This is a genomic window from Aeribacillus sp. SP014 (assembly GCF_054055575.1).
Map to the genome: position 1 here is coordinate 3,615,952 of NZ_JBSRXI010000001.1, position 16,195 is coordinate 3,632,146.

The following is a 16,195-nucleotide window of genomic DNA, read 5'->3' on the forward strand; positions in this document are numbered from 1 at the left end:
TCAGAAACGAACTCCTGGTTGATGGTTTATTTCACTTGAGGTATCGGACGCTTCAGCCATTCATTGTAAAATGCATCAATATCTGGTTCAAAATCTTTTAAGATTGGATACCAAGGTGTTACAGCTTCTACCTCCAGTTGACTTGCACAATTTGGGCAATAGTATTCACGTATAACCTGCCACTCCGGATCTGGAGCAAGCAGCTTCGGATACAGCTCCACCATTTTTTCCTCTGTATCACGAACGTGTATAAGCGCATGAAGTTTCCAGTTGTCACTTGCCTCACAAAATTCATGTCCGCAATCACACTTTACGACTCGTTTGCCATCTGGCTTCAAAACGATATAAAGGTGAAGTCCAGCCGGCAATAGAATTGGATCATCCCATGGAACTCTTTCCTGCAAAATGCTGATATATTTATCAAATCGGTCAGTATCCTTAAAATTTGAAAGCATTTCTTTTAATTTGTAAAAATCAATTGTTCCGTCGATCAGCTCTTCAATCGTCTTACGATCATATTGTGCCATGTTCTCACCCCGTTTTTTTCTGATGATTTATTTTTGCTCCGAAGGTTGGTACACCTAACTCATCTTCTGATAAATGCCATTCTGTCGGCAGATTCCAGAACTGTTTAAACTCATTCGCAAATTTTTCACTTAAGGCAAAGCTGCCGGCATACATATGACGAACCTGTACAGCCGCTTCTTTGTTTAGAATTTTTTGTCTCTCCTGCTCCATCCATTCTTTTACAGGAACCCCGCGCTTTAGACGCTCTTTTCTTATTTTTTTGCGGCGTTTTTCTGTCGCTTTTTCATCAACGATATACTTGCCTTTTTCATTTTTGCTGACAACTGCTCCGTAAACGCTTTCTGCATAACGCGGCAGCAGCAGTCCTTCATTTAAATCATCCTCAATCATTTTCGGCTTGCGCTCAAGCGGATCCCCAAAACCAGGGCCCCCACGAAGGTAATTTAAATACAGATCGTAATTTTCAAAAATTGTTTCTGTTGTAATGGATTGCTTATCACGGATAATTTCCTTTGCTTCCATTAAAGTATCGTATTCTGGATTATCCGGATCACTGTCTCCCCCTGTAGGAATAGGCAGTCTTTTTTCGATCCGTTCTTTCAAATTCGTTCCATGTGCTTCAAAACGGTATCCTGACGCTGCTGGATAGCCTCCCATTAAACCGCAGTCACTTGACATATAGCCATTTCCCATAAAGAACATCGTCCAGTCTTTTGCACCATATACCATCCGCAAAGTCTCGTAGCCGCTGCCTCCCCGGTATTTTCCATACCCTGCTGTATTTGGTTTTATGCTTCGTCCCAAATAAAGAAGCGGTTCTGCGAGCTCCCAAATTTCCATATCTCCCATATCACCTTCAGGGTTCCAGATGGCTGCCGCATGGTTAATACCGTCTCTTACCGCACTTGCTCCGACCCCTTCGGCTGCTGATTCGAAGCTGTTAACGGCATGATTTTCGTTAAATTGGTTATATCCTCCTCCTTGCAGCCAGTTAGAAGTGTTGGCATTTCCGGCGTTAACTTCTTCTAAATACCCGCGTGCAAAGTAGTTGCGGCTAAGTGCACGCCATAATGGACTCCATGCAGATACAAGGAAGTGCCATGCATAGCTGTGAGCGGTCCGAATATCGTCCGGATTTAGCCATGAACCGTAAGGCAAGTCGAACTGGCTCGCATAATAAGCGCCATCATTAACCCGATCGTTCGGGATGAGCGTTTGCGACATCATGACCCATATTCCGCTCGTAATCGAAACAGGTGTAGCATTGTAGCTGTGCCATCCCCATCTGTTAACGCCTTCAAAGTCGATTTGGAACTTGCCATCTTTGTGAACAGTCAGTTCTGTTGGGGCATGCATAATCGTGTTTACACGAGCGTAAGGAGGAACATCTAGGTTTTTATATGGTACGTCCACAAATGAAACTTGGCGGTATTTACCCGGAATCAGCAACGTTTTTACTTGATTGACAAAACCGCGCCGTCCATCCTCAATTACCTCGCGAATAAATTGTTTATAAGTGTCGACACCTTCCTCCTTGACAATATCAAGGACAAGGTCTCTGATCATATGGCAGCCGGCAACGCGAGTCCGTTCATCAAGAAGCCAGTACTTTGTTGTTCGGACAGAACGCTGGCTTTCAATAAGCCAATCTTTTAAGAGCGTATCGTTTTTACCGATTTTACGGCAGGCCACTTGATAACCGTCATCGTAACGGCTAACTGGTCCAACGGTCATACTTCCTGGTGCAGTCGCCCCAACATCAATTACGTGGGTAACTCCGCCAACCCAGCCTATCAGCTCGCCCTCGTAAAAGATTGGAACAATTGTATGAACGTCACATGGGTGCACATTTCCGATCTGGCAATCATTGTTACAGAAAATATCTCCGTCTTCAATTCCCGGATTCTCTTCATAATCGTTTTTAATCATGTATTTAATCGCTGCGCCCATCGTCCCGACGTGAATGATAATTCCAGTAGAAGTTACAATCGAATCTCCTTCAGGAGTGTATAAAGTAAAGCATAATTCCCCTTCTTGCTCAACAATCGGGGAGGCCGCCACTCTTTTGGCCGTTTCCCTTGCATGCACAACTCCTCCCCGCAATTTTGAAAAGATCTTTTCATAGCGGATTGGATATGACTCTTTTAATGGCAATGTTTTTAAACCTGCGTAATGTCCTGTCTCTCGGCTGATTTCATCAATTTCTTTACGCATTTGCTTGAGTGTTTTTCCGTGCCAACCAATATTTTTCTGGCTTTGTATTGTTTTTTCAGTAATCGTCATGAAAAAATACCCTCCTTTTTCCTTAAAGTTCTTTTAAGTGGAAAATGCGATGCTCATCAAGATATGTTTCAAAACCAGGCGGAATCACAAACGTTGTGGCTGGAGATTCTAAAATTGAAAATGCACCGATTTTGTTCCCTGGCTTCAATTTTTCCATTTCCCAAATGTTTGCTTTGATCCACTCGCCCTTCCAATACACATCACGCTGGCCAAGAAACGCTTCTGACGGCGGAGTTTCTCCAGATAAAGGCTCCTCAGGAAATTTTCGGTTTTGCCACTTCAACAATACCGCGTACGATTGCTCCTGTGATGCTGTAACCGAGTTCAGGCGATTTGGCCGCTTTTGCGTAAATTCTCGCATACGTTTCTTCGAATGCTTTGACAAGCTCTTCCCAGTCGTTAATATCCTTAAACTTTTGAATCGGCGATTCAATTTCAAGGTCGTTTAACTGACCTTGGTACTGCATGCGGAAATAAAGACGGAAACTCACATCTTGTCGTTTAAAGTTATTTTTCTCAAATTCAGCTGCCACTTTTTCGATTAGTTCATCCCAAGCATCCTGCAATTCTTTACCTGCCTTCAGCTTACTGCTGTCTTCATCCCCGTTGTTTACATTGATATCAAGTGTTTTATCATAGCGGTATTCAAAGTCTGCCGCACCGCAGCCAAAAGCAGAAAATCCAGCTGCCCACGCCGGTACTAGAACATCTTCAAAGCCAAGACCTTTTGTGTAGCCGGCAGTATGAAGCGGACCGCCGCCTCCATAAGAGAAGCATACATATTGAGATGGCGAATACCCTTTTCCAAGGATCATAGATTCAAGATAATTGCGCAGTTGCGACTCAAGCAGATCGATAACACCGTATGCTGCGTCTTCAACAGATAATCCGAGCGGATCGGCGACCTGCTTCTTCAATGCTTCATAAGCTCTTTCCGGATATAGCTTAACCTCGCCGCCAAGGAAATTATCCGGGTTGATTAGTCCAAGAACAACGTGGCAGTCGGTTACTGTTACCGTTTCTATGCCGCCCTCCGGATAACAAACGCCGACTCTCGAACCTGCGCTGTCCGGTCCAAGTGTTAATGATTTGAAGTTCGGATCCACTCGCACAAAGCTGCCGGCCCCAGCTCCAACAGTATCCATGGAAACAAGCGGTAATGATAGTACAAGCCTTGCCATATCTGGGCTTGTATTAATACTCAAATCCCCTTGAGTAATAAGAGCCATATCAAAACTTGTTCCGCCGATATCCGAGCATGCAATATTGCGAATACCGAGTTGTTCACCAAGATATTTCGCGCCAACTACTCCCCCAATCGGACCTGAAACGAGCGTTCTTGCCAGTTCATTTGCACGCGTACTTATCGTTCCACCGTGGCTGGCCATGACCCGAAGATCAAATTTTGCCCCGTGATTTCTTAACATGTTATCAATTTTCGACAATGTCTCCCGAGACGGGTCTGCTGCATATGCTTCAATAATGGTTGTATTTGTGCGGTGAGACTCTTTTCTAACAGGGTAATAATCAACCGATGCAAACACAGGCACTTCTTTTCCGACTTTCTTCATGACTTCCTTTGCAATATCCCTAATTTTTCGTTCATGCTGCGGATATTTGTAAGAATGAAGCAAACTGATCACAATTGCTTCGACATCCTGTTCCAGAAGGTCCAATACTGCTGGTTCCACTTCATGTTCATAAAGTGGAATGACAACGTTTCCAAATAAATCGACTCTTTCTGTTACGCCTCTTGTCAATTCTCTCGGTACAAGTGGAGGATCGTAACGATGAGTATTCAAGTGTAAACGGTCTGAATAAGAATATCCTAGGTAAGCCTGGATCGCCCGGCCCATTCGATGGAAATCCTCCATCCCTTTATTAACGATCAGACCGACGCGGCGTCCTTTCCTTGACACGAGACGATTCAGCATCGCTGTTCCGGAGTAGACACCCGCAAGCAATTTAGGAAATTCTTCTTCTACTGTTGTGTTCCAGTAAGTTAGTGCATCCCTTGCAGAGTTGAGAAGACCAATTGATTCATCTTCAGGTGTGGATTGTGCTTTTCCGACGACAAATTCACCATTGTCGTCAATAATGAAGGTATCTGTCATCGTTCCCCCTGCATCGATAGCAAGTATTTGTGCATTGCGAGTTGTTACTGCTTCCATCCATTTCTCTCCTTTCTTTTTTCAAAAATTGATTTTGTTTTCGCTTTTTACTTTGCAACATTCGTGCCAATATTAAAAATTATCAAAAAATTAAGAAGAGAAAAGGCTTTCGAAAATTAGAGAATGGTGAAAGAGAATGATGAATTGTAGCGAATCGCTACACTGTTTCGCTACAATTTTTTCGTACAACAATACAGCTAAAAAAGAATTTGTTGCAATTCGCCAATAGAATTTTGTTGCTTGCTCCATGATATTCGACAGACAGCTTAAGCTCGATCAAGAGATTTTTTGTAAAAAAATAGACCATCTTTTAGTCTAGTAAACATAAAAATAACGACAAGGAATTTTCCAAGGGACAACAAAGACGACTTGAATGACAAAGCCACTATTGTACCGTCCTAATTTTATGATGGAAAATTTGATGAACAATAACTGCAGTTTCATTTTGTTTCAATGTAAAAAACAAGTTTGAATGTTCTCAAATTTTCACCGGAAACAGTTGATACTTTGATGAAAGTCCCCATTATCGAAACGATAAATACGTTTGAAAAATCATAATGGATTTTCTTTAAGCATTTCCAGCAATTTTTTTAAAGCAAATGAGTGATATCTGCCTTTTCTCGTAATGATGCCGAGTCTCCAAAGAAGAGGCGGATCTTTAAGCGGAACAATCGTGATGTTGGGGCTGTTCTGTTTATGAAAAATCATTTTCGGCATTAAAGTAATACCTAGTTTTGATGAAACAAGCTCAAGAATTAAATCCCATTGCGAGCTTTCATATGAAACAATTGGAGTAAAGCCTGCATTTTTACATGTGTTGATGATGTAATCGTGGAGTTTGAAGTTTTTCGAAAACAATATAAACGGTTCATCTTTTAATTCATGTACTGAAACTGTTTGTTTTTGTGCAATTGGGTGGTCACGATGAATAAACAAGACAAATTCTTCTGTAATAAACGGATGAATATGAAAAACGGATTCGTCTACAGGCAGTACAACTATGCCAATGTCAATCTCTCCTTCTTCCACTAATTGTTCGATGACCTTTGCCCCAAGCTCTATAAGTTCAAGTTTCACATTCGGATAGTTTTGATGAAACATTCTAGCAATAGAAGGAAAAAACAAAGTTCCAATGAGCGGCGGAACCCCCATCTTAATCTCTCCAGTCGCAAGATTAGAAAGTTCATCTAATAACATTTTCATTTCTTCCAACGTTTCAATCAATTTTTTTCCTTGCTGATATACAATTTGACCTGCATCTGTCAAACGGAGATGACGAGTTGACCTTTCGATCAGTTCAACATGCAGCTCAGCTTCAAGCTTTTTAACGGCTTTGCTCAATGAAGGCTGTGATAAGTAGGAATATTCAGCAGCCTTTGTAAAGCTGTTATGATTGGCAACATCAATGAAAGATTGAATATCACGAAATTCCACCATACTCCCCCCTTATTTATTCACTATTGGAATAAATTGTATTCTTTTTATCTATTTTACTTATAGATAATGGGAATGTAAACTCTTACATAAGACAAAGAAAGGAGGAGATGTTCATGAACAAAATCATGAATTCATTTTCGGAAGCGGTTTCAGACATTCAAGACGGTGCATCCATTGTTGTAGGCGGATTTGGGTTGTGCGGAATTCCAGAAAAGACTATTCAAGCTTTACGTGACAAGGGGACAAAGAATTTGACTATTTACAGCAACAATTGTGGTGTCGATGATTGGGGACTTGGTCTTCTACTCAAAAATAAACAAATCAAAAAAATGGTCGCTTCCTACGTCGGGGAAAATAAAATTTTTGAACAGCAATTTTTAAGCGGCGATTTAGAAGTAGAACTTATACCACAAGGTACTCTTGCAGAACGAATGAGAGCAGGTGGAGCAGGAATTCCGGCTTTTTATACCGCAACAGGTGTCGGAACGCCGATCGCAAAAGGAAAAGAAGAAAGAGAGTTCAACGGAAAAACATATTTGCTGGAGGAAGCCATCGTTGCAGATTTTGCTTTTGTAAAAGCGTGGAAGGCTGATACTTATGGGAATCTTGTGTATCGGAAAACAGCGCGAAATTTTAATCCGCTTGCCGCAATGGCAGGTAAAATCACCATAGCGGAAGTGGAACAAATTGTTGAACCTGGTGAACTTGATCCGGACGAAATTCACACACCATGTATTTATGTTCAACGCTTACTGGTAGGAACGAATTATGAAAAACGCATTGAGCGGAGAACAGTGGTTACTAAATAAAAGAAGGAGTGATCAGGATGTCTAACAATCGATTAAAGATTGTTAAGCGTGCGGTAAAGGAAATTGAAAACGGAATGATTGTCAATCTTGGTATCGGAATGCCAACACTTATTGCCAATGAGATTCCGTCCAATTTCAACATCTTATTACATTCAGAAAATGGGCTGCTTGGCATTGGACCTTATCCGGTTGAAGGGGAGGAAGATCCCGATTTGATTAACGCTGGTAAAGAAACGATTACTACAGTGCTCGGCGCTTCATTTTTTGACAGTGCCGAATCATTTGCAATGGTTCGTGGAGGACATATTGATCTTGCTATTTTAGGAGGTATGGAAGTTTCAGAGAACGGCGATTTAGCCAATTGGATGATTCCAGGGAAAATGGTCAAAGGTATGGGCGGAGCAATGGATCTTGTAAACGGTGCGAAACGTGTCATCGTCATTATGGAACATTTGAACAAGAGCGGGGAATCGAAAGTGAAGAAAGAATGTACACTTCCACTTACTGGAAAAGGGGTCGTCCATCGATTGATTACCGATTTAGCCGTGTTTGACTTTACAGATCAAGGGATGGTGCTGATTGAAACAATGGATGGTGTTTCAGTTGATGAAGTGATAGCAAAAACAGATGCAAAATTCACAGTTTCTCCTGAACTTTCGGAGGTGAATTAAATGGTAAAGACAGTTATTTTAGAAGGCGCGCGTACCCCGATTGGAAAATTTAACGGATCGCTTGCTCAATTAACAGCATCACAGCTTGGCGGTATTTCGATGAAAGAGGCTTTAATGCGAGCAGAAGTAAAGCCTGAAGATGTGAATGAAGTCATTTTCGGAAATGTTCTTCAGGCTGGACAGGGACAGATCCCGTCGCGCCAGGCAGCTCGTGAAGCAGGTATTCCTTGGAGCATTAAAACAGAAACAGTGAATAAAGTTTGTGCATCCGGTCTTCGCAGTGTAACAATGGCTGATCAAATCATTCGGGCAGGCGACGAAGAAGTCATTTTGGCAGGCGGCATGGAGTCAATGTCAAACGCTCCATATGCATTGAAGAACGCAAGATGGGGGTTAAGAATGGGTAATGCACAGATGATTGATTTAATGATTCATGATGGCCTGTCATGCAGTTTTACTGGTGTTCATATGGGGACGTACGGAAACAAAATTGCGAAAGAGTATGAAATATCGCGTGAAGAACAGGACAATTGGGCTGTGAGAAGCCATAAAAGAGCAATTGCAGCAATCGAAGAAGGCAAGATGGCAGAAGAGATTGCAGCGGTTGAAATTCCACAGCGTAAAGGCAGCCCGCTTGTCATTTATAAAGATGAATCACCGCGAAAAGACACAACGAAAGAGATTCTGGCAACATTACCTCCTGTATTTGACAAAGATGGAACGATTACAGCCGGCAACGCACCTGGAATTAATGATGGAGCTGCAGCGCTTGTACTGATGAGCGATGAACGGGCAAAAAGAGAAGGTAAAAACGTTCTTGCAACCATCATTGGCCATGCAGAAGTTGCGGTTGAAGCAGAAAATTTTCCAATAACACCGGGCCTTGTCATTCTTGAGCTATTGAAAAAGACGGGGAAATCTGTCGATGATATCGACTTGTTCGAAATTAATGAAGCATTCGCAGTCGTTGCACTCGCTAGTATAAAAATTGCGGGAATCGATCCGGAAAAAGTGAATGTAAATGGCGGTGCTGTTGCCCTTGGTCACCCAATCGGCGCAAGCGGCGCGCGTATTCTTTTGACACTAGCGTACGAATTACGCCGTCGCGGAGGAGGGATTGGAATCGCAGCGATCTGTTCTGGAAGCGGTCAGGGAGATGCCGTGATGATTGAAGTAAAATAAAATGGATATAATTTGAAACCTATAAACAAAAAGAGTGAATTTGACCAAACTAATTATTATATTGATTTAATAGAAACATAATCGCCATTTTGCATCAAGCTTTGATTCTATTAAAACATTTAGCATCAGTAGTTTTGTGCGCCAGTGCAAAATAAAAAAAGAAGCCTCCATAAAATCAGGCCCCATTGAAAGCAAAAAATCATAAACATCGATATATCAACGTTTCAAAACATTAAAGGGGGCATCAATAAGCCGTAAAAGCGACTTATTAGACACCCCCGTATTTTGTATTAATTTTTTATTTTTTTCATCACATTGTTCGTTCCGCGGCCGAAATAGTTTACCAATTTTTTATACTCTTCATAATACAAATTATATTTTTCTACGTGATCCTGTTTCGGATAAAAAACTTTGTCTTTTAATTTGGCCATATTTGCTGCTGCTTCTTCGATCGTATCGTATCCACCTAGTTTTGATCCTGCAGCAACAGCTCCGAACATTGCAGCTCCGATGGCTGATGTGATTTTGTTAGATGCGATCTTGATTGGTCTTGCCGTTACATCTGCATATATTTGCATGAGCATTTCATTTTGATGAGGCAGTCCGCCGCATGCAACCAATTCATTAATTTCGATTCCTGCATTCTCAAAGCTTTCAATGATCAAGCGTGTCCCGAATGCTGTTGATTCAATTAATGCACGGTAAATTTCTTCAGGTTTTGTATTCAGCGTAAGACCGACTAATAAACCTGACAAATTGGCATCAACTAACGGAGTTCTATTTCCATTATGCCAATCCAATGCCAGCAATCCTTTTGATCCTGGAGGCAATGTGCTGGCTTTTTGCTCCAAATATTGATGAATGGATAGATTTTTGGCCTCCGCTTCTCTTTCGACATAACCCGGCACAAGCTCTTTAACAAACCATGCAAAAATGTCGCCAACAGCAGCCTGGCCTGCCTCATATCCGTAGTAGCCAGGGATTATTCCATCTTCGACGACTCCGCTGATTCCTTCGACAAACTCTTCTTTTGTGCTTAACAGCATATGACAGGTGGAGGTTCCCATAACCATAACCATGCTTCCAGGTGCGGTAACTCCTGCACCTGGAACAGCAGCATGAGCATCTATAATTCCAATGGCAACCGGTGTTTTTGGTTTTAGTCCAATTTTTGCTGCAAACTCTTCCGTCAGCTCGCCAGCCTTGCTGCCGATCGGAACCACTTCACCCGACAGTTTTGTTTCATAAATATTTTCCATCAATGGATGAAGTCTTTTTAAAAATTCTTTTCTTACATAGCCTTCCTGTTTATGCCACATTCCTTTATAGCCGGCAGAACAGCTATTTCGTTTCACTTCACCGACCATCAGCGACGTCAGCCAATCAGCTGCTTCAAGGAACAATGCCGCTTCATGATAGAGCTCCTCACGATCATGTATAATTTCTAATATTTTCGGCAGCATCCATTCTGACGAAATTTTTCCACCATAACGCTTTAACCATTCTTCATTCGACTCGCTTGCTAATTGATTAATTGTATCTGCTTCTGGCTGCGCTGCATGATGTTTCCATAATTTTACCCATGCATGCGGCTCATCTTTCCATTTTTCCTGAAAACATAATGGTGTTAATTGTTCATCGACAGGCAGAATTGTACAGGATGTAAAATCAATTCCTATGCCGACGATATCATCTTTGCTCACCCCGGAATCCTCTAACACTCTCGGGATGGACGTTTCCAGCACATCTAAATAATCTTGCGGGTGCTGAAGAGCTGTACTGTTTTTCAGCTTCACCTGCTTATGAGGAAGAGTTTCCGTTATGACTCCATGTTTATATTGTGTGGAATGAGTACCAGCAACCTCACCAGTTGCAACATCTACTAAGACAACTCTTCCAGATTCAGTCCCAAAATCTACTCCGATTGCGTATTTTTTCATAAGCATCCCGTTCCTTTGTTACTTGTTATTTATAGATCGGCCCAAAGTTTTTACATGCTCTGTAATCAGCGCCTTCAAGATCTTTTGTTCCAAACATGCTCCAAGCATCTGGTCTGAATATTTTTTCCTCAGGTACATTGTGCATATTTACCGGAATGCGAAGAATGGATGCCAGCGTGATTAAATCGGCTCCAATATGACCATAGCTGATGGAACAATGGTTGGCTCCCCAGCTATTCATAACCGAGTAAACATCTTTAAATGCACCTTCTCCGGTTAGATTCGGAACAAACCAAGTGGTAGGCCAAGTTGGATCGGTCCGTTTGTCAAGCACGTCATGAACTTCTTCCGGCAAATCAACCGTATATCCTTCTGCAATTTGCAGAACAGGACCCAGCCCTTTAACAATATTTAAGCGCGAAATCGTTACAGGCATGCCGCCTTTTGTTAAAAAGTCAGTTGAATATCCGCCGCCTCTGAAGTATTCAGTTGAAGCAGGTCTAAATTGTGTTGCTTCCAAGCATTTTTTTATATCTTCATCTGTCAATTCGTAGTATGGTTTAATAACTGGTTTGCCGTCTTTTGTTTGTTCTCCTGTTCCATCCAATGCAGCCGCTCCAGAATTAATTAAATGGATGATTCCGTTTGCCGCTCTCCCTTCAAGAGTATAGCCAGTTACCCGCTTGACAGCCTCCGGACTCCAATAAGTTCTCACGTCGGCAAAAATTTGCGCCGTATTAGTTAAAAGGTAGCCGAACAACATGGAAATTCCGTTCAAGTTATCATTTTCCGTTGCAAAAATATATGGCGCTCTTTTTCCGTTCCAGTCAAAAGATGAATTTAAAATCGTTTCCATAAAATCTCCATTTGGGAAATAGTCGGTCCATTGACGCTGTCCTTGGAAACCAGCAACAATGGCGTTTCTTCCTAGAGCTTCTTCTCCATATCCCATTTCTTCTAATTTTTTATTGCCAACCATTAAGTCGCGTGCGATAAGAGCCATTTTTACGCTGATTTCCCAATCTTTTTCCTTTTGCTCTTCTGTTCTTTTAAAGCCGTCGCGATTGTTGTCCGGTCCAACTTTACAGTTTTCCTTCACCCATTTTAAGGCTCTTTCATATTCCTCTTTATCGTAAATTTCCAGTTCAATTCTGCGCACGAATTCGCTCATATCAACATATTCATTTCTCATTCCAAGATAGTTTTGGAAAAAGTCTTCTTGCACAACACTTCCTGCAATTCCCATTGATACAGATCCAATGGAGAGATAAGATTTACCCTTCATCATAGCAACAGCCAGTCCTGCTTTTGCAAAACGAATGAGCTTCTCTTTTACATCTTCAGGTATATTCGTATCTCCTGCATCTTGAACATCCTTACCGTAAATTCCAAAGGCAGGAAGTCCTTTTTGGTTATAACCTGCTAGAACCGCAGCTAAATAGACTGCGCCAGGTCTTTCTGTTCCATTGAATCCCCAAACTGCTTTCGGAATGTGAGGATCCATATCCATTGTTTCAGTTCCATAGCACCAGCATGGAGTAACAGTAATCGAAACGCCAACGCCTTCTCTTGCAAACTTTTCAGCTGCTTCTGCCGCTTCTTTTACTCCTCCAATACATGTATCTGCAATCACACATTCCACTGGCTGTCCATTATAATAAAAAACATTTTCCTCCAGTAATTTAGCTACAGCTTTTGCCATGTTCATTGTTGTTTCTTCTAATGATTCACGAACTCCTTTTCTTCTGCCGTCGATCGTCGGGCGTATTCCTATCTTTGGTAGATTTCCTACATATCGTGGATCTTTTGCCATCTTTCATTCCTCCTGTATGTTATTTATTTAATGATTGCTAGAAATGATTTATAATGTTTTTCCCAATGATCACAGTTTTCGGGTTCATATGTTTTAAAGCTAAAGGAGTTGGTAACAATTTTTCTTGCTTCTTCTAAGTCTGCAATTTCTCCAAGGGCAATTAATTGAGAAAGCATATTGCCGATTGCGCTGGCTTCCACCGGCCCTGCATAAACGGTACGCTTTGCGGCGCCAGCAATAAATCGACAAAACCATTTGTTTTGTATTCCCCCGCCTCCCATATGAATCGACCGGATGTTATGGTGGATTAAATTTTCCAGCCGTTCGATCACGAAACGGTATTGAAAAGCTAAGCTTTCCAATATACATCTCAAAAATTGCCCTTTCGTTTCCGGAATAGGCTGTAAAGTTTTTTGACAATAATCTTGAATAGCTTTCAGCATGCTTGGCGGGTTAAAAAACGATGGATCATTTGGATTTATAAAAGAACGGAACGGTTCTGCTTCTTCTATCAGCCGGCTTTCTTCTTCATAGGAGATGCCTTCGCCATTATCGTTCCATTCTTTTTTACACTGTTGAATAAACCATAAGCCGGTATTGTTTTTTTGCAAACGGAACTTCCCGTCAAATGTCCCTTCATTTGTGAAGCCCCATTCATAAGCTTCATCTGAAACAACCGGCTTTTCAACCGTCACACCGATCAGCACCCATGTTCCGCAGCTCATAAAACAGCTTGTTTGATCATTTTGAATCGGCATGGCACCTAAAGCACAAGCTGTATCGTGTCCTGGAACCGCGATGACATTGGCCGGATCGATCCCTAATTCCTTATTAATAGATGCTTTCGTTTTGGCCAAAATGCGATTCGTTTCTGCCAGAGGTGCAAAATTCACCTTATCTGCAAACAGCTTATTTAAAATCGTCTCATCCCAATCTTTTTTTTCCCAATTTAATAGTTGAGAAGTCGACGAGATTGTAAATTCATTTTTGATTTCCCCTGTAAACAAATAGGCGAACAGACTCGGTGTCATTAATATATATTTTGCCTTTTCTATTAGCTCAGGCCTTGTTTTCAAAATTGCATACAGCTGATAAAGCGTATTGATGGCAGCTGGCTCTACGCCAGTCATTTGAAAAAGTTTTTTCTTATCTATCTTCTCATGGACTTCATCCATAAAGAGAACGGTATGTGTATCCCGATAAGAATACGGGTTTTCTAATAGATCTCCTTCCTCAGAAATGAGACCGAAATCTACTCCCCATGTATCAAAACCAATTCCATCGATCCTTTTTCCATAAACCTCGACAAATTTTTTTATTCCTTTTTTCATTTCAGTAAATAAGTAGTTTAAATCCCAATGCAAATGATCTCCGATCGTGATGGGGTTATTTTGAAAACGGTGAATTTCTGTTATGTTTAATTTTTTATTTTCATATTCTCCGAGTATTAATCGACCATTCGAAGCACCCAAATCAAAAGCTAGTACTCTTTTCATGTCATACGCACTCCCGTAAAATAAGCCTGTTTATGACTTCTTCTTTAACAGACTGGCCCGATACTTTTCGGATGATAAATTTCGTAAATCTTCGCACTCTTGTTCCGTTAAAATTCTCGGAGTACCGACAGTTGAAGCGATGGTAAATACTTTTGCTGATTCTTCGGTTAACTGCATATAAAAAAATGCTTCTTTCATCGTTTTGCCGACTGTGAGCACCCCATGATTCCTCATCACAATGACATCGCTGTCATGGATGACTTCTCCAACAGCTTCTGCTAAAAGATTGGTTGTAGGAATAATATAATCTAAGTAGGAAACTTTCTTTACCATTGCAGGAAAATCGGGGAAAAGCATTGGGATATCTTTCCCTGCACTAGAGACTCCAACAGAGTAGCTAGGATGCGCATGCAACACTGCATTGATTTCTGGATTTCGCCGAAAGCATTCTAAATGCATGAGCAATTCGGAGGAAGGTTTTAAATCTCCAAAAACTTCTCCAGTGTCAATTTTTACTTTAACCCATTGATCATCTTCAATCTCCTTTAAATCAAAGCCGCTTGGTGAAATGTACATATATTCACCATCACGCATGCTAAGATTTCCACCGGCTCCAACAACTAAACCAGCATCTACAATTTTATGTGCATATTTTTTTAGTTCTCCGATTACTGCTGACATTAAATTCCACCTCTAGTATATGTTTATCATCTTGAAAACAATTTTTAAGTTTCGTTTCACCCTGTTTTTATGAGCTGGTTAATCTTTTTCCCCTTCAAGTATTTTTATAACTGGGGCTGCAAAATGCATCCCCAGCTTTCAGGTTATTATTCGTAAATGGCAGATTTAATTTCTTCATTATCAAGATTGGTTTTGTCATACCAATAGAATCCTGTGTCAATAACCTTTTCTACTTTCTCGCCATTGATTGCTTGAACAGCAGCTTTTACTGTTTCATAGCCGATACCGACCGGATTTTGTGTAATGGCTCCTGCCATTGTACCGTCTTTAATCGCTTCAATTTGCTGTTTACCAGAGTCAAAGCCGATGACAACAATTTTGCCTTGTTTATTCATTTCTTTTACTGCATTAATTACACCGATAGCTGAACCTTCGTTTGCACCATAGATCCCTTTTAAGTCAGGGTGCGCTTGGATGATTGCTTTCGCTAAGTCTGTAGATTTTAATTGGTCACCGCCGCCATATTGAATGTCGACAATTTCAATATCTGGATATTTTTCTTTTATTCTCTCAACAAATCCATCTCGGCGGTTAACACCAGTTATACTTGTTTGGTCATGAACAATTAGCGCAACTTTTCCTTTGCCTCCAATTTTTTCAGCCATTTTGTCTGCCGCTAACGCTGCAGCAGCTTTGTTATCTGTAGATGCAGTTGCCAAAGGAATATCGCTGTCAACCCCTGAGTCAAATGCAATAATCGGAATACCTTTTTCATCCGCTTCTTTTAATAAAGGAATTGATGCTTGGCTGTCTAGAGCTGCAAAACCAATTGCATCCGGCTTTTTATCAATAGCTGTTCTTAACATTTCAATTTGTTTGTCGACTTGAGATTCACTTTCTGGACCTTCAAACGTAATTTCTACGTCAAACTCTTTTGCTGCTTGTTCAGCACCTTTTTTAACAGCTTGCCAGAATTGATGCTGGAATCCTTTAGAGACAATAGCGATATAGGGTTTTCCACTGTCGCCTCCTGCGGATTCAGAGCTTCCTTCGCTCTCGTTTTTCGAGGAGCTTCCGCATGCTGACAAAATGAGCGACAACATTAAAATACCGCATAGAGTTAACAACCATTTCTTCACTGAATTTTCCCCCTTATAATTTTTTTATTTTTTAACTCTAGTTTG

At 41.1% G+C, this 16,195-nt stretch carries 11 protein-coding genes and 1 pseudogene; 3 read left to right on the forward strand and 9 right to left on the reverse strand.

Going from position 1 to position 16,195, the window contains the following annotated elements; translation table 11 throughout:
* Window positions 1-26: 26 nt before the first annotated feature.
* From ACVIJU_RS17775 to ACVIJU_RS17790, 4 genes and pseudogenes are all read right to left on the reverse strand, one after another.
* Complete coding sequence (locus ACVIJU_RS17775) at window positions 27-527, reverse strand: acetone carboxylase subunit gamma (RefSeq protein WP_144598056.1); 501 nt, start codon at window positions 525-527, stop codon at window positions 27-29.
* 4 nt (window positions 528-531) lie between these two features.
* Entirely contained in the window at window positions 532-2,811 is a 2,280-nt protein-coding gene (locus ACVIJU_RS17780) for a hydantoinase B/oxoprolinase family protein (protein ID WP_063389237.1), read from the reverse strand.
* Between the two features lie 22 nt (window positions 2,812-2,833).
* Window positions 2,834-4,982, reverse strand: a pseudogene (locus tag ACVIJU_RS17785) (hydantoinase/oxoprolinase family protein).
* Window positions 4,983-5,534: 552 nt separating this feature from the next.
* Window positions 5,535-6,416, reverse strand: coding sequence for a LysR family transcriptional regulator (locus ACVIJU_RS17790; protein WP_063389239.1), 882 nt, complete (start codon window positions 6,414-6,416; stop codon window positions 5,535-5,537).
* A 116-nt stretch (window positions 6,417-6,532) separates the two neighbouring features.
* Between ACVIJU_RS17790 and ACVIJU_RS17795 the strand changes: the two genes are divergently transcribed.
* From ACVIJU_RS17795 to ACVIJU_RS17805, 3 genes are read left to right on the forward strand one after another with little or no spacing between them, the layout of a single operon-like run.
* A complete protein-coding gene (locus ACVIJU_RS17795; protein ID WP_094245162.1) occupies window positions 6,533-7,228 on the forward strand; it encodes a CoA transferase subunit A in 696 nt (231 codons plus the stop codon).
* 17 nt (window positions 7,229-7,245) lie between these two features.
* Window positions 7,246-7,899 carry a 3-oxoacid CoA-transferase subunit B gene (locus ACVIJU_RS17800; protein ID WP_456687827.1) on the forward strand — a complete coding sequence of 218 codons (654 nt, stop codon included), beginning with the start codon at window positions 7,246-7,248 and terminating at the stop codon, window positions 7,897-7,899.
* A complete protein-coding gene (locus ACVIJU_RS17805; protein ID WP_456687828.1) occupies window positions 7,900-9,081 on the forward strand; it encodes an acetyl-CoA C-acetyltransferase in 1,182 nt (393 codons plus the stop codon).
* A 290-nt stretch (window positions 9,082-9,371) separates the two neighbouring features.
* Here the strand turns inward: ACVIJU_RS17805 and ACVIJU_RS17810 are convergent, their stop codons facing one another.
* From ACVIJU_RS17810 to ACVIJU_RS17830, 5 genes are all read right to left on the reverse strand, one after another.
* A complete protein-coding gene (locus ACVIJU_RS17810; RefSeq protein WP_456687829.1) occupies window positions 9,372-11,021 on the reverse strand; it encodes a ribulokinase in 1,650 nt (549 codons plus the stop codon).
* A 25-nt stretch (window positions 11,022-11,046) separates the two neighbouring features.
* Window positions 11,047-12,834, reverse strand: a complete 1,788-nt coding sequence (locus tag ACVIJU_RS17815; RefSeq protein ID WP_456687830.1) for an L-fucose isomerase — start codon at window positions 12,832-12,834, stop codon at window positions 11,047-11,049.
* Window positions 12,835-12,857: 23 nt separating this feature from the next.
* Window positions 12,858-14,330, reverse strand: a complete 1,473-nt coding sequence (locus tag ACVIJU_RS17820; RefSeq protein WP_063389245.1) for a rhamnulokinase — start codon at window positions 14,328-14,330, stop codon at window positions 12,858-12,860.
* A 30-nt stretch (window positions 14,331-14,360) separates the two neighbouring features.
* On the reverse strand, window positions 14,361-15,011 hold the full coding sequence (locus ACVIJU_RS17825; protein WP_063389246.1) for a class II aldolase/adducin family protein: 651 nt from the start codon (window positions 15,009-15,011) through the stop codon (window positions 14,361-14,363).
* A 146-nt stretch (window positions 15,012-15,157) separates the two neighbouring features.
* Window positions 15,158-16,114, reverse strand: coding sequence for an ABC transporter substrate-binding protein (locus ACVIJU_RS17830; RefSeq protein ID WP_066246995.1), 957 nt, complete (start codon window positions 16,112-16,114; stop codon window positions 15,158-15,160).
* Between the last annotated feature and the right edge of the window lie 81 nt (window positions 16,115-16,195).

Bases quoted from the DNA above. Each gene is read 5' to 3' on its own strand.
- ACVIJU_RS17775 (WP_144598056.1), bottom strand. From the start codon at position 527: ATGGCACAATATGATCGTAAGACGATTGAAGAGCTGATCGACGGAACA.
- ACVIJU_RS17780 (WP_063389237.1), bottom strand. From the start codon at position 2,811: ATGACGATTACTGAAAAAACAATACAAAGCCAGAAAAATATTGGTTGG.
- ACVIJU_RS17795 (WP_094245162.1), top strand. From the start codon at position 6,533: ATGAACAAAATCATGAATTCATTTTCGGAAGCGGTTTCAGACATTCAA.
- ACVIJU_RS17800 (WP_456687827.1), top strand. From the start codon at position 7,246: ATGTCTAACAATCGATTAAAGATTGTTAAGCGTGCGGTAAAGGAAATT.
- ACVIJU_RS17805 (WP_456687828.1), top strand. From the start codon at position 7,900: ATGGTAAAGACAGTTATTTTAGAAGGCGCGCGTACCCCGATTGGAAAA.
- ACVIJU_RS17810 (WP_456687829.1), bottom strand. From the start codon at position 11,021: ATGAAAAAATACGCAATCGGAGTAGATTTTGGGACTGAATCTGGAAGA.
- ACVIJU_RS17815 (WP_456687830.1), bottom strand. From the start codon at position 12,834: ATGGCAAAAGATCCACGATATGTAGGAAATCTACCAAAGATAGGAATA.
- ACVIJU_RS17820 (WP_063389245.1), bottom strand. From the start codon at position 14,330: ATGAAAAGAGTACTAGCTTTTGATTTGGGTGCTTCGAATGGTCGATTA.
- ACVIJU_RS17825 (WP_063389246.1), bottom strand. From the start codon at position 15,011: ATGTCAGCAGTAATCGGAGAACTAAAAAAATATGCACATAAAATTGTA.
- ACVIJU_RS17830 (WP_066246995.1), bottom strand. From the start codon at position 16,114: ATGTTGTCGCTCATTTTGTCAGCATGCGGAAGCTCCTCGAAAAACGAG.